The organism is Candidatus Neomarinimicrobiota bacterium (genome assembly GCA_034716895.1).
Classification (GTDB): domain Bacteria; phylum Fidelibacterota; class UBA8477; order UBA8477; family JABMPR01; genus JABMPR01.
Window position 1 is genome coordinate 1 of record JAYEKW010000078.1, and the last position, 14,850, is coordinate 14,850.

A 14,850-nucleotide genomic window follows, 5' to 3' on the forward strand; every position below is an offset into this window, starting at 1 on the left:
TGCGAAGACCAACTCTAACCCGCATATTGAAGTAAAAATGGTATAAATTGGCTTACCCGTCTCTGCTTTCAGCTATACTATGGTTGTTTATGTTTAGTGAGGCTGAATATAAATAAAAAGGCCACCCGATTGGATGACCTTAATAATTCGATTAGATCAAACCTATCTAAAGGTGATTCCGAATCCGGCTGTTACCACCTGGTTGTTCGGGGTCTGACTGACATGTACATTGAAATAGGTCAATGGAATGATAGTCAGGTGTAACCCACCACCTAGTCTTAATCCTGGGTCGGTTTCCATGTCAAATTGGATCCGATCATTTTCAATACCCAACTCCGGATCAACATCATAGCCAATACTGAGTGAACTCATCTCATAAGCAGCATCAACATAGACACCCACGCCAAAGAAGAGCAGGCTGATGGATTTACCTACTTGAAGACCAACTGAAGTATTGGAGGATTCAAGGATATCACCAATTTTCATCTGTGAGTAGAAAGCACCTGCCGTGATATCAATCGGAAAAAGTGGAATGGGAATAAACTGATCAATATTCAGACGAGCGCCACCACCATACATACTGAATAAACCAATATCTGGAATCTCCTGTTCAGGAAACCCACGTACAGTAAGCTCTATACCCATGGGCAAACCCAAAGCGATCTGAGGCATCACCAGAGGTAGAGCTGGTAAACCAATACCGGGGGGCAAGGGGAAATCCAGATTAAGTGCGGCAACTTCACCTGAAATATTAGCACTAACAATCGCTTGATCCACTAATCCTGGGATCAGAGCAGCATCAACTCCCTGGCCAGTAAGAAGGGTGGTCATCTCCGTTCTTAGATGATTCTCAAATAGATTGGCAAGATGACTTTGGTTGGTCACAAGGAGGCCGGCACTGTCTGCAGGACCAAAAAATGTTGGGGTCCGTGTGTCCGATTCATAATAGATATCGTCAAAAGTCATTACAAGTGGAGCAATATCCTCACCGACCATTTCGTCCAGATCAAACTCCATATCATTCTCACTCAAAACAAAATTAAAGAACTGCCCTTCATCCGGAACTACAGCTATCATGGCTTTCGCGCTGATGTCAAAACCTAACATCTTGTGAACCCGGGATCTGTGATACCAGCCTGAATTCATCGCGGCTCCGAAAGCATCTCCAACCGGCTGAAGATAGAGTGTGGCGTTTTCACTGAGCATGCTGCCCAAATTTTCCTCAAGTGTCTGGCCAAAAGCCCCAACTGTAAAGGTTAGAGCCAACACTAAAACAAGTACCTTTTTAATCATATTTCCTCCTTGTTAATCTTACTGTAAATTGATAGTCATTCAATATATGATTGTTGCTGACCGACTTACAAGCCTGATTCGCTAGTATGTGAGCCAGGTCATCTGCCGAAAAACTAAACGCTCATTAATAATATGCTACTATAAACTATTGGTGAAAATTTAGTCGAAAGTCGAAAGTCGAAAGTCGAAAGTCGAAAGTAATTTTGTTCTGAGAGACATGATCACCTAGGCAAAAGTCGCCCTCCTGGGTTATACCGAGACAAGCAGGGAGATGGTTTTCCGTATACCTCTATACCCATATACTCCTTACACGCATCATCCCTCGAGGATCTCAGGAAAACACTCACCATACACCTAAAAACTCTGCGGCTCGGCGAGAGGGAAAAAAAAGAGCTGAACCCCCGTATACATCTAAACCTTTATACCCCTACATGTCATCCTTCGAGAGCACTACGACCAGTAATCATCTCAGGAAGACACTCGTTTTTGTGGCAATGGCTTACGGGAGCAGGCGAGATGATCAAATCTAGATTACTTTATATCCCACTGACGCCGTAATTCGTAGAGCATGATCCCAAAAGCCACGGCTACATTCATGGAGCTTTTCATGCCATTCTGTGGTAATTCTACTGCAAAATCACATTCCCTTACAATTCCATCCTGAACACCGACACCCTCATTACCGACCACGAAAACCAGGGGGAATTCATACTGAATCTGGGTGAATGATCGACTCTGAGTGGTGTGCTCCAGAGCCACAGCTGTATAGCCTCTTTGTTTCAAAGCTCTCAGAACAGATACAGCATCGGGGATATTTCGCCAGGGAACTGAATACTCAGCACCCAGGGCGGTCTTTGCAATCTCTTTACGGGGTGGCGTTGCCGTGTAACCGCTGATGATGATCTCTTCCAGCCAGGCAGCGTCTGCTGTCCGAAACATGGAACCCACGTTGAACATACTGCGAATATTATCAAACAAAGCCACAACCGGCATTCGGGGGCGCCGTTCAAGCTCATCGTAATCAGGGTTATTGTCCCGGAAAACATTGTGAGGAATGGTGCGTAATGGTTCTTTATAAATTGGAATGATATTTTTTGATTTATTCATAATTTATATGGTTAACCATTTTTACCCCCGTAGAGACAAGGCGTGCCTTGTCTCTACGGGGGGGAAACAGGGCAATCTTTAAATTTGATATTCCTTGATCAATATTTTGCGCAACGAAAATCCGGCATATCCTGCTATTGCAGCAACAACAAAACCCAGAAGGCCAGTGGCAAGCACCAGCACAAAGCCAGAACCAGCCCCCATCACCTCGACAACACGCCCTACAATGATCTCACCACCATTGTTCCATTGATAAAGACTTGCTCCAAACCAAAGTAAAAATATCCCAAGACCATTGCCAAATGCCGCCGAGACAACTGAATCCCGCTCCCAAAAGCCCAGTACCAGAGGAATCAGGATGATCCACCACCAGGAATAGAACAGAAACTGTAAGATAAATACAAGTATGAGAGAAATGAGTGTGCTGATCATTGGTAATTCCTTAAACTGGTCATTGTGAGTTTTGAATTATTGGTCACATCAGGGGTCGTGAGAAAGTGAATATCATAATAATTACCGCGCACCCAGTCATCTATGGCATTATCATAAAAGACAGATCCGGGGTTACCTGATTGGCCACCTGGATAAATGCATCTGGCTTTTGGAAAGTCACCCAATTCAACCAGCATGCGCCACGACGGTCCGTGCTTTTTCTTGGTGGCATTGACTATTCCACTGCCTCCTCCGGTAAACAGACCGGTTCGTCCCAGTCCCTTAACTGAAAGTAGATGATTGATATCTGTCCCCCGAGCTCGACCCAGCTCCCAGGTTTCACCGTAGTCGCCCAAGGTCTTTTTCAAGTCAACAATCGTTTTCTGAAAAGCTTTATTAATGATCTCCTGACGACCTTCCTGCTCTGGAGTATTGATATCATCATAGTAAACCAAGCCAGGCTCTTCCAATAATAATTTGGCTGTTACTGAACGGGTCGGCAGCTCTCGAACTTCACCAAAAAGGGTCAAATCATCATTCCAGATCGCCTCCTCCAGGCGAACCCACCACTGTTTATAGAACAAAGCAGCTTTTTGATCCGGATCAGAAACATAATTCCACTGCTTCAGATCTTCAACGATCTCAACCTGATCATCAATAAGCGTTGACAGGTCTAATTGCTCAAGCAGGAGGGGTAAGATCAGTTGAGCACCCTTGTTAAAATTGTCCATATGAAGCGTCTGCATGTCCTCGAAAGTGATCTTCTCCAACTGTTCAAGGCGATCATTAATACGAGAGCCCCGCTCATAGTCATCATATTCCCAACCCATATAGTAAGGATATTTTTGACCTGCAGGATTTTGGTTAGCGGAACTGACAAAACCGCGCCATGGGTTTGAGATAACCGGGAGTTGATCATAAGGAATCCACTGGCGCCATTCACCAGTCGTATCACGACCGGCTCGAACAAATTTGCCCTGATCTTGTCCTCGCAATGGAAATTTACCATTGTGTCTGATAGCAATATCCCCATCCTTCGCTGCTACTGCAAAGTTTTGTCCCGGAGCACTGAACTGCTCCAGAACTTTGAAAAAGGTCTCTATATCACCAGCCAGGTTCATCCCCAGAATGGCACTCATCTCATTGGATGGGTCGTGAGCGGACCAGCGCATGGCCAATCCTACGGGGTGACCATTTTCCAGCTGGTGTTCACCAAATTTTACCAGGGGACCAAAACGGGTAATGGCAAATGTATCCAAAACGGCCTCACCATCTTTAACCATGATCTCTTCAATACGAAGCTCTGAGCTGACCCACTCATCCAGATATAGATACTCAGAATAGCTCGCATCTTTAAATTCAAGTTCGAACCAGTCCATGACATCGCTGCCGGCATTGGTCAAACCCCAGGCAATATTTTCATTAAACCCGATGATGACCGCAGGAGCGCCGGGCATAGATACTCCATAAACATTCATGTCGGGAGTGTGTAATTGAATCTCATACCAGATAGAGGGCAGTTTGAGACCAAGGTGGGGATCATTGGCCAAAATCGGGAAACCTGATGCCGTTTTCTCACCAGACACCGCCCAATTATTACTACCATTGTCTTTATCTGGTTCCCCTGTGCGCAGGTCACGTACAAATTGTGGTTCAAATGGCGCCGGTTCTGCATCAGTTATTAGGGGATCAAAGCGCCACGGCTTAGCCGCAGGGATGATTGGGTCTGTCTGAGGGGTATCATCTGGGTAAAACCGATTTACGAATGCCTCGCCCAGGGCAGATCGAATGATGCTCAGATCCATTTCTGAGTTGCGGCCGGTGAGATCCCAGGCCATGAATTTGAGTAATAGAGCTGTTTTAAGGGTCGACCAGGTTTCTGGCTTATAATTCAATAATTTGTATTCTAGCGGCAAACTCGCCGGCGTCAAGGATTCTATCCAGGTATTCACCCCATTGGCATAGGCCTGGAGAATTAGTTGGGTCTCCGGATTCTCTTCCATGGATTTGATCGTTTTCTCTGCACCAAAAAGCAGGCCTCGTCTTCTTTGAACCCGGTCAAACTCAAGTGCTTTTGAACCAATGATCTCTGAAACACGGCCAGCAGCAACATGGGTTTGAAATTCCATTTGCCATAGACGGTGACGAGCCGTTAAAAACCCCTGAGCAAAAAACACATCATAGGTGTTTTCAGCAAAAACATGAGGAACCTGGCGCTCATCCCAAACGACTTTGACTTCAGCTCGCAAACCCTTAACATCAAGCACTTCATCAAGCTGATCCAGAGCAGCTCCATTTTGCCAAAAACCAGAAAATGGGTTTAAAAATTTACCAAGAGGGGGTATGCTGCCCTGACTATTATTCAACAGGACAAACAGACCGACCAACATACTAAATGCCAGGACTGTCTTGAAAATTCTCATATTAAATACTCCAGATTCGGGAATGAGGCGCTCAGCTCATTACAAAAACCAGCATGATCATTATACTGAATTGCATGCAGTCCTTGTTCCTGTGCAGCCTGTACATTAATTGGCAGGTCATCAATAAAGAGTATTTCCTCCGGACGAAACCCGCTTTTCCGAATGGCCTGTTGATATATAAATGGTTGTGGCTTCATACTGCCAACCATAAAACTATAGGTTCCGCCTTTGACCCATTGCATAAAGGGGAAATGCTGCATCAGAATATCATAGTGGAAATCATTGGTGTTGCTTAACAACCAAACCGGGAAATCCTTGGAAGCCCGCTTGAGAAAATCAATACCTTCCTTGTTGGGAAACAGCATATCCTCCCAATAGGTTTTAAATGTCTCGAGTGAAATATTTCTTGAACTGCCATAGTTGATCAATAGTTGTTCGTAAAACTGATTCGAGCTCAAATGACCTTTCTCATAGGTATTAAGCAGCTCTGCAGACATGGCTTGCTGAATCTGCTCTGCACTGATCTGTAACCGTTTGGAAATTTTCTGAATTGCGACGTTGGGATTGACCCTCACCAGAACCCCACCAATATCAAAGAAAAACGCTTTTATCTTATTGGGTTTCATAATCTATCCAAATCCTTTAGCTAGAGATCCAATGCCTTGCGTTTTTTCCCAAACACTACCATTAAAGCGTATCCCTGGTGGAATTCGATTTTCCTTTAAACAATACTAATATTAAAAGTCGTGGGATCAATGATAGATAAAGTAACATTCCCACTAGAAAATTCATCGGCTGCTGATGCAGTCTGGTAAAGTGCTTTTCAAAATAACGAAAGAAGGATACATGAGAACTCACGGTCATCTTTAACTTTGCCTGTTTCACACTGACACCACCAAGATGTACAATGTGGTACTCAGGTAGATACCATATTTTATAACCAGCACCCTTGATCCGTTTACAAAGATCCACATCATTGAAGAACATGGGAAAATTTGGATCAAAGCCAGCTAAACTTCTTAGAAGATCTCCTTCAACCATGAGGGCCGCTCCGGCAGGTTGATCTACTTCGCGACGACTCAGGTGGTCAAAATCACCCATTTTCCATCCATTGAAAACCCGGTTACGAGGAAACGAATAGGCTAACCCAGCCAAATTGTAAATGACATCGAGGTGTTTCGGGAAACGGCGACAGGTTTTTTGGATCCGTCCATCTGGAAACCGTAATTGTGGTGCTACCAACCCAATTTCTTTGCTTCCGTCAAGTGCTTCCAGTAAACCAGGCACTACACCGGGTTTTAGAATTGTGTCCGGATTCAATATCAATATTTGGCGACCACGGGATTGCTCAAGAGCCTGGTTGTTACCTACAGCAAAACCTCGATTAACCCGATTTAGCTCAACTTTTAACTCTGAATGGCTTCCCTGGAGTGTTTTAAGAATTCCAACTGTTTCATCTCTTGAATGATTGTCAACAACAATGATTTCGCCGGAGAGAGAATTAAGTTCTGGAATAACGCTTTCAATACATTCCCGAATCGTATCCGCAGAATTATAGGTAACGATGAGGATTGATAGCTGAAGGGGCGCTTGAGCTCCTTCATTTGCTTTAGACACGAATTAATCTACGCTCTTCTGGTCTGCAATTCACAGACGACACTATCAAATACCGACAGAATAGCATCATTGATTTTACTGTAATACTTAATTGACGAAACCGCTAGAAGTATCTGAGAATTCATGAAATGTGCCCTAAAACCATTAAATACAACCATATATAGTGAACACTCCTAAATCCATATATATCAACACTCCGCGCCATTTCGATGAACTCAATGCAACGCTCTGCGCGCTCTGCCTGCCCGCACGAAGTTATACGCAGGCGGGCGAGAGGGACTTTTTGCGAAGGCGTCTTAATTGGCATTAGATATTGTTTCTGGCTATGAGGTCGCGAATCTCTTTTTCTTCGGTTTCAATCCGCTCAGTATTAGCAGATTTCTCGCGGAGAAAATCCAGAACTTCCAGGGCATTGTCATACATCCCCTGATCTTTGAATATCTGCATCAAAGTAAACGTAGCCATGGAGCGGGTGATATTGTGTTTAACTGCTGACGCTTGCCTGGATACCGGTTTTTCTTTTTCAGGAGCCGGTGCTGCAGGCTCTGGTAGTTCTGTTGGTTGCACAGGAGTCGCAATAGTGGGCTTTGGTGGAATTCCTGGAATCATTGTCTCTTGATCAGGGATTTCATGTACGGGTTGGTCATCAGTCACAAATTCAATAACAACTTCTTCTTCTGGTTCTGACTTGGAGGTTTCAATCTCTGGTGCGATGGTCAAAGGCTCTTCTTTATCTTCATCCCGGGGTAATACTTCAACCAAAGCGGAACGCTCAAGACTGGCCGCTAGTTCTTCCAAAAACTTATACTGTCCAGGCTGTACTGTGAGATTTCGAGCGCTGGGGTATTTTTGATAAAATTTTGTCGCATCGGGATGTCCTGGCAAAGCTTTATTCAACAGATAGACCAAAAAGGCAACCTGCTCAGCTTCCATAGTATCACCAAGATTCTTCATTACCTCAATGATCACTCCCGGAAATGGTTCTTTGGTTAAAATACATTCAACCAGATGTTTCATTGACTGGGTAACCTCCCCTTTCGCCAAAAAGATCTCGCCCAAGAGTTTGTGGAGAACACCTTTGTGTTCAACATTTGGGAGCCCTAAAAGACAGATACTTAAAGCCCGGTTCAACTCACCGGCTTCCATATTCTGTCGGGCATACCAGGCAAACAGTGTCGATTGCGGATTTTCCAACAGGTAGGCTTCTAATTTTTCCTGTTTTTTTAACAACTCATCACGATTTCTAACATCCATTTGAAGCCCCTCTCCCTACAGCGGGATATTCCCATGTTTTTTTTGTGGGTTCGAATCCACTTTATTTTCCAGCATTTCAAAGGCTCTGATTACTTTTAAACGCGTTTTATTCGGTTCAATAACTTCATCAACATAGCCTCTTTCAGCTGCAGAATACGGATTGGCAAAGCGCTCTGAAAATTCACTGGTTAAGGTTTCCAAAGCTTTTTCAGGATCTTCAGCTCTGGCGATCTCCTTGCGAAAAATAATTTCTGTGGCTCCCTTGGCACCCATTACAGCGATCTCTGCACCGGGCCAGGCAAAATTGATATCACCACGGATGTGTTTGGAATTCATCACATCGTAGGCACCGCCGTAGGCTTTTCGGGTAATCACCGTTACTCTCGGTACGGTGGCTTCAGCAAAAGCATACAACAGTTTGGCTCCGTGGCGAATGATACCGCCCCATTCCTGGTCTGTTCCCGGTAAAAAACCCGGCACATCTTCAAAGGTCAGCAAGGGAATATTGAAAGCATCGCAGAATCGTACAAAACGAGCACCCTTTACTGCGGAATCGATGTCCAATACACCAGCAAGATGTGCAGGCTGATTGGCTATAACCCCAACTGGTTTTCCGTTCATTCGAACAAAGCCAACGACCATGTTCATGGCATATTCTGCATGAACTTCGTAAAAATCACCTTCGTCAATTACCATTTTTATAACATCTTTCATGTCATAAGGCTTGTTGGCATTCTCCGGTATAATTGTGTTGAGAGCGTCATCGGCTCGATCGACAGGATCATCACAGGAAATTCTTGGTGGCTCTTCCAGATTATTCTGAGGAATAAAACTGAGCAGTCTTTTAATGCCTTCGAGAACTTCGATTTCATTGTTACAGGTAAAATGACTCACTCCTGATTTAGATCCATGAGCAGTGGCACCTCCAAGATCTTCTTTGCTTACTTCTTCATGAGTAACGGTTTTAACTACCTCGGGACCCGTTACAAACATATAGCTCGTGCCTTTGGTCATATAAATGAAATCTGTAATGGCTGGGGAGTAAACAGCCCCACCGGCGCAAGGTCCCAGAATAGCAGAAATTTGAGGGACAACGCCACTCATAAGGGTGTTTCGCAAAAAGATATCAGCATACCCGGCCAGACTGACCACCCCTTCCTGAATACGGGCACCCCCACTATCATTTAACCCGATCACTGGCGCTCCCACCTTGGCTGCCAAATCCATCACCTTGACGATCTTCTCCGCATATGCCTCAGAAAGAGAACCACCCATGACGGTAAAATCCTGACTGAAAATAAAGACCCTTCGGCCATTGATCGTCCCATGACCCGTGACAACCCCATCTCCCAGGAATTTTTGTTTGTCCAGGCCAAAACTGGTGGAGCGATGGGTAACCAGCATCCCCATCTCTTCAAATGATCCGGGGTCAAGCAACAGATCCAAGCGTTCTCTGGCTGAAAGTTTTTGTTTTGCATGTTGAACATCCAGGCGATCCTGGCCGCCTCCCAGAAGAGCCTCTGCTCGCAGTTTTTTCAGTTTGTCAAGGCGGTCATTGTGACTCATTTACGATTTTCCTTAACCCAACTTGTAATATAATCATTGATCTCAACCAGGCTGGCTCCTGGTCCGAACAATCGACCGACACCAAGTTCATTCAAGGTTTTGGAGTCAGCTTCCGGAATAATTCCTCCACCGGTAAGCAGCACATCAGTTAAGCCTTCATTCTTCATCAATTCCAATACTTTGGGGAAAATGGTCATGTGTGCCCCAGAAAGAATACTTAGAGCAACAATATCAACATCTTCCTGAAGAGCTGCCGCAACGATCATTTCCGGGGTCTGTCTCAATCCCAGATAAATAACCTCCATCCCTGCATCTCTAAAAGAATTGGCTAATACCTTGGCACCGCGGTCGTGTCCATCCAAACCGGGCTTTGCCAGAATGACCCTGATTTTCCGTTCCATAAAATATTCCTTCGTCCAGTATCTATCTCAATATTTTGAATAACGTTTAATCTAATCTGAAAGTCTGGCGACAAAACATGGTTTTCCTTTTAAAGCAATCACAGATTACGCGGATTCTTTTGACTGTTTTCTTTCTTTTGGGAGTAACCGCGAATTTCGCTAATTTCACGAATGGTTTTTAAAAAAACTGAAGAAGTCAGGGTGCTGGTTGGAGGTACATTTGGTATTATATCGATTTAGCTTGTTTAGATTTAACTTTCCTCAGAATGTGGCAATACAAACAAACCCCCTCAAAAAATTATTCTTGAGAGGGTTTGTTGTGAAAATAGTACTGAGCTATTTTCAATATTGCAGAGCTTAATCTTTACTCAGAAACAGTAACCTCAACAACGGTTGATTCCCAAAGGCCGTGCTTGGTGCAATAGGCCATTCCTGTTAATTTCAATTTCTTTTTTGTCGGAACAATTTTGAAATCAACTTCAACCTGACCGCCCATATTTCCCAGTGTACCAGGAGTGAAATTAGCCTGGCCTAATAAGGTTTCACCATTCCAAAGTTGTACATAAGCGATGTAATGGTCAAAATCATCGGGGTGCACATATTCGTTTCCCACCTTTACCTTAACGATAAATGGCTTGTTCATTGTGGCTGCGTCAGCACAATGCACAAAGGCTGAATGTCTGTCGATGTAATCCTTTTTTGCTTCTTTGTCTACTGTTGAAATGTCTACATATCTGTTAATCGTTGGCATCTTTTATACCCCTTATTTTATTTATTATCACTGAAGATAGTAATTATTACTGTTAGTAGAAGATAAAATTTATCATGATCGAAATCTGAAATATATTATACCCATGAAAACACACCTGATACCAAGCCTTTTTCTGGCACTGACCTTAACCGTCTCCATGGCGGTGGCCCAAGACACGCTGAAGATCCTCTCCTACAATATTGAGGGAATGAAACCAGGAACCGACTACCCCGCCCGACTTCAAGCGATCATCCAGGAGCTTAAAATTCTGGATCCTGACATCATGGGTCTTCAGGAAGTTGCCCAGCATTCGTCTTCTGATAACATGGCTCAAACTATTGCTGATTCACTCTCCATCTATTTCGGATCTGATTATTATGTTTACTGGCAAATGACCCATACGGCCTATTCCTCTTACAGTGAAGGAATCGGTACTGTTTCCAAATGGCCGATAACAGCCAGTGGCTATCAAAGTCTGCCCGTTGCTGTTTTTCCGCGAAAAGTGCTCTGGAATCAGCTTAATATCCAGGGGGTTCCTCTCCATTTCTTTACCACTCATTTGGCTTATCGGGATGAAGACAATGCCACTCGCGTCCAGCAGATAAATTCGATCAGAAGCTTTATCAATAGCAAAACTGCTTCGGTTCCCGGTCCCGCCATACTCACCGGTGATTTTAATTGCACCCCCGCCAGCGATCCAATTGCTCTGTTAAGTGAGTATTCATCAAGCTGGAATCTTTTGCATCCCACACTTTCGGGCTACACCTATCCCTCAAATAATCCTATAAAAAAAATTGATTACGTCTTTGTGAAAAATGATTATCAGCCAGTTATTCTTCAGTCATCCCTCAAATTTTTCGTCACCTATGATGGAACAAACTACCCCTCAGATCATTGGGGGTTAATGACTACAGCTGTAGTGCAAACCACAAATCTTGACCAACCTGAAAACCTTCCTGACCAACTACAGTTACTGACTTATCCCAACCCCTTCAATGGAAATCTAACAATGAGGGTGATCCTACGGGAACCGAGCGACCTGACCCTTGAGATATTTAATCTGCATGGCAAGCGTGAGTATTATCAGGATATGACCAATTTATCTACCGGAGAACACCGTTTTACCTGGCAACCCCGGATCGAGGATAGCTCAGGGGTTTATTTGTGTCGAATTCGAACTAAAAATGAAACTCTGATTCGGAAATTAATGCTGGTGAAATAGTTTTTTGAGAGGTAATTTCTGATTCTGTGCAGGGAGAATACCTCCTCTGTCCTCCCCATCTTCACTCCTCTGACACTACACCGTGGTAAGACAGGACACCTCCCCGAGGGAAGGAAGAAAGACCAATATAGTGGCGAGCTTACACTGGCTTTTTTTCGGGTTTAATTTGTGTTTAATACCATTTATGCTTCAACGCTTGAGGATTGTCTCAATTTCTGATAACTCTGATTCATTAAAACTCAAATTTTTCAACGCTCCCACCGCATCATCGATCTGTGATACTTTGGAAGCACCTATCAAAGCGGAGGTGACACCCTTTTGGCGTAGCACCCAAGCAATGGCCATTTGAGCCATGGTTTGATCCCGTTGATTAGCGATCCCACTCAAAGCCTGCACTTTTTCCAGCATTTCCGGCTTGATAAATTCTGGTTTCAGATAGCGTCCATCCCTGCCAGCCCTGGAATCAGCGGGAATCCCTGCTAGATACCGATCAGAGAGTAAACCCTGAGCCAGGGGGGAAAACACAATAGAGCCTACGCCATTCTTGACCAACATATCCATAAGACCAGCTTCAGGCTGACGATGGAACATATTGTATTTGGGCTGATGGATCAAACAAGGTGTTCCCATATCTCGTAAAATTTTTGCAGCCTGTCTGGTTTGTTCAGGGTTATAAGAGGAGATGCCAACATAAAGCGCCTTGCCACTACGAACGATCTGATCCAATGCTCCCATGGTTTCTTCCAGCGGGGTGCCCGTATCAGGGCGATGGTGATAAAAGATATCAACATAATCCAAACCCAACCGTTGGAGACTTTGATCAAGGCTGGCAATAAGATATTTTCGGCTACCCAGATCACCATAGGGTCCCGGCCACATGTCCCAACCTGCTTTGGTTGAAATAAGCAACTCATCGCGGTAAGCACTCAGATCGTCCTTGAGAATTTTCCCGAAAGTGCTCTCTGCGGCACCATAAGGAGGTCCGTAGTTATTCGCCAGATCAAAATGAGTGATACCCAGATCAAAAGCCCGTTGGAGCATCTGCCGGGCGTTCTTGTAATCGTCTTTTTCACCGAAATTATGCCATAAACCAAGAGAGATCTGAGGTAATTTAATACCGCTGATCCCGCATCTTTTATAGATCATTGCATCATAGCGGGTTGGTTCTGGTGTGTACATTTGAAATCTCCATTATTAGGCTAATTACCTGGCAAGATAATCTGATTCTCATCAATTCCCAATCCGTGCAATCCTGAAGAGACAACGCCGGCGTTGTCTCTTCAGGAAATAATAAACACCCCCTCAAAATAAAACCCCATGACAATGCACGGGGTTTTAATAACATATTCTTTACCGGATTTTTACCAGGGAATTGGCTTCCCGTCCCGGAAGAAACCACCGGAAGGACCATCGGGTGGTAATTTCGCCGCCCACAAGATACCCTCTACGCCCTCTTCAATAGAACGTTCAGCATTGGGGCCACCCATGTCGGTTCTTACCCAGCCGGGGCATACAGAATTGACCTTGACCCGTGTCCCTTCAAACTCTGCCGCCAGAATACCGGTAAGCGCGTTCATGGCCGCTTTAGACATGCGGTAAGCCGGCCAGCCAGCTTCCATTTTGCTCAAAGTCGCCATTCCGGTTGAAACATTCACGATCCGCGGTCGCCGAGATTTCAGGATCAAATCATAAAAAACCTGTACCAGACGCAATGCGCCAACCGTGTTGATCGAATAGGCTTCCTCAACCAGATCAGGATTAACAGTAAAACAAGTTACCTGGCTATCCAATCCGCCCGGTTCGATTATGACGCCGGCATTATTGATGAGCAAATCTAAATGGTCGTATTGAGATTGAACATAAGACGAAAGTGCGGTGATATGCCGGGCTTTGCTGACATCGGCTTCAAAGCCTTCTACATTTAGTCCCGCTTCCTGCAGCTTTGCCGAAGCGTTATCGATCTCGATCTTGTTGCGCCCCACCATAAATACTTTATAATCATCTTCAGCCAAAGCCTTGGTGAGTGCGTAACCCAATCCTCTATTTGCTCCAGTGACAACGGCAACTTTTCTATACATATTTCAGGAATTCTCCTTGTTTTTTTCTCAACAATCGGGAGGGAAATACACCCACGCCATTCGCTCCTCTATAATGGATAGAATGCACTTACACAAGTATTTTAGCTGGTTTTTGTTCCGTTTATAAATAAAAAACGCCGGTACTCCTAAGAGCCCGGCGTTTAGCTAAATTCTCAAAAAGAATTAGACAGCAGTAACGTTCTCAGCCTGAGGACCTTTTTCGCCCTGTGTGACATTAAAAGTAACATTTTGTCCCTCTTTCAGAGAGCGGCGGCCTTCTGAATTGATCGCTCGATAATGAACAAACACATCTGGACCGTCTTCCTGCTGAATAAATCCGTAGCCCTTTTCATCATTGAACCACTTAACCACACCGTTGACTACTTGATCAGTCATTTGTACATGTACCTCTTTCTTAAAACATACCACCTGAGGTGGCTTCCTTCTTACCAGGTTCTTTTGCAGTTACCCGCACAAAGCACTTCTGTCCTCTTTAGACTTTCCTGGCAATTCCGTTGAATATTATTCAACTGGTTGCAAAAGCAAACAATCATTTATACTATTTGAACCTGCGAAGGTTATTAAGCTGGCCTGAGATAGCCGTATGCATCAGGAGTCATCACCTCGCAGCAGTGTAAGTTCTTTTGCCACGAAGACATCCATCTTCGCTGGAAGAGCTACGCCGGACAAGCAAAGGCTCAAAGAG

Annotated in this window: 14 protein-coding genes; 1 reads left to right on the forward strand and 13 read right to left on the reverse strand. The window is 44.5% G+C overall.

What is annotated here, in order from left to right; all coding sequences use genetic code 11:
* Nucleotides 1–162 precede the first annotated feature (162 nt).
* From U9Q77_05380 to U9Q77_05425, 10 genes are all read right to left on the reverse strand, one after another.
* A complete protein-coding gene (locus U9Q77_05380) occupies nucleotides 163–1,293 on the reverse strand; it encodes a DUF6588 family protein (GenBank protein MEA3286790.1) in 1,131 nt (376 codons plus the stop codon).
* Nucleotides 1,294–1,824: 531 nt separating this feature from the next.
* On the reverse strand, nucleotides 1,825–2,400 hold the full coding sequence (locus U9Q77_05385; protein ID MEA3286791.1) for an RNA methyltransferase: 576 nt from the start codon (nucleotides 2,398–2,400) through the stop codon (nucleotides 1,825–1,827).
* Nucleotides 2,401–2,478: 78 nt separating this feature from the next.
* Entirely contained in the window at nucleotides 2,479–2,832 is a 354-nt protein-coding gene (locus U9Q77_05390) for a hypothetical protein (protein MEA3286792.1), read from the reverse strand.
* Nucleotides 2,829–5,255: a penicillin acylase family protein gene (locus U9Q77_05395; GenBank protein ID MEA3286793.1), complete on the reverse strand. Its 2,427-nt coding sequence runs from the start codon at nucleotides 5,253–5,255 to the stop codon at nucleotides 2,829–2,831. The genes U9Q77_05390 and U9Q77_05395 overlap by 4 nt, the downstream gene beginning before the upstream one ends.
* Nucleotides 5,252–5,881, reverse strand: a complete 630-nt coding sequence (locus tag U9Q77_05400) for an HAD family phosphatase (GenBank protein ID MEA3286794.1) — start codon at nucleotides 5,879–5,881, stop codon at nucleotides 5,252–5,254. The genes U9Q77_05395 and U9Q77_05400 overlap by 4 nt, the downstream gene beginning before the upstream one ends.
* A gap of 61 nt (nucleotides 5,882–5,942) precedes the next feature.
* Nucleotides 5,943–6,872, reverse strand: a complete 930-nt coding sequence (locus U9Q77_05405; GenBank protein MEA3286795.1) for a glycosyltransferase family 2 protein — start codon at nucleotides 6,870–6,872, stop codon at nucleotides 5,943–5,945.
* 306 nt (nucleotides 6,873–7,178) lie between these two features.
* On the reverse strand, nucleotides 7,179–8,126 hold the full coding sequence (locus tag U9Q77_05410) for a hypothetical protein (protein MEA3286796.1): 948 nt from the start codon (nucleotides 8,124–8,126) through the stop codon (nucleotides 7,179–7,181).
* 15 nt (nucleotides 8,127–8,141) lie between these two features.
* Entirely contained in the window at nucleotides 8,142–9,692 is a 1,551-nt protein-coding gene (locus tag U9Q77_05415) for an acyl-CoA carboxylase subunit beta (GenBank protein ID MEA3286797.1), read from the reverse strand.
* On the reverse strand, nucleotides 9,689–10,093 hold the full coding sequence (locus U9Q77_05420; protein ID MEA3286798.1) for a cobalamin B12-binding domain-containing protein: 405 nt from the start codon (nucleotides 10,091–10,093) through the stop codon (nucleotides 9,689–9,691). The genes U9Q77_05415 and U9Q77_05420 overlap by 4 nt, the downstream gene beginning before the upstream one ends.
* A 364-nt stretch (nucleotides 10,094–10,457) precedes the next feature.
* On the reverse strand, nucleotides 10,458–10,844 hold the full coding sequence (locus tag U9Q77_05425) for a class II SORL domain-containing protein (GenBank protein MEA3286799.1): 387 nt from the start codon (nucleotides 10,842–10,844) through the stop codon (nucleotides 10,458–10,460).
* Between the two features lie 103 nt (nucleotides 10,845–10,947).
* On the opposite strand from U9Q77_05425, the gene U9Q77_05430 reads away from it, so the two are divergent.
* Nucleotides 10,948–12,066, forward strand: coding sequence for an endonuclease/exonuclease/phosphatase family protein (locus tag U9Q77_05430; protein MEA3286800.1), 1,119 nt, complete (start codon nucleotides 10,948–10,950; stop codon nucleotides 12,064–12,066).
* 189 nt (nucleotides 12,067–12,255) lie between these two features.
* Here U9Q77_05430 and U9Q77_05435 read toward each other — a convergent pair whose 3' ends face one another.
* The 3 genes from U9Q77_05435 to U9Q77_05445 form a co-directional block, all read right to left on the reverse strand.
* Entirely contained in the window at nucleotides 12,256–13,245 is a 990-nt protein-coding gene (locus U9Q77_05435) for an aldo/keto reductase (GenBank protein MEA3286801.1), read from the reverse strand.
* Nucleotides 13,246–13,427: 182 nt separating this feature from the next.
* Nucleotides 13,428–14,144 carry an SDR family NAD(P)-dependent oxidoreductase gene (locus U9Q77_05440; protein MEA3286802.1) on the reverse strand — a complete coding sequence of 239 codons (717 nt, stop codon included), beginning with the start codon at nucleotides 14,142–14,144 and terminating at the stop codon, nucleotides 13,428–13,430.
* Nucleotides 14,145–14,327: 183 nt separating this feature from the next.
* Nucleotides 14,328–14,540 (reverse strand): cold shock domain-containing protein, encoded by a 213-nt coding sequence (locus tag U9Q77_05445; protein ID MEA3286803.1) that lies wholly within the window; start codon nucleotides 14,538–14,540, stop codon nucleotides 14,328–14,330.
* Nucleotides 14,541–14,850: the final 310 nt, after the last annotated feature.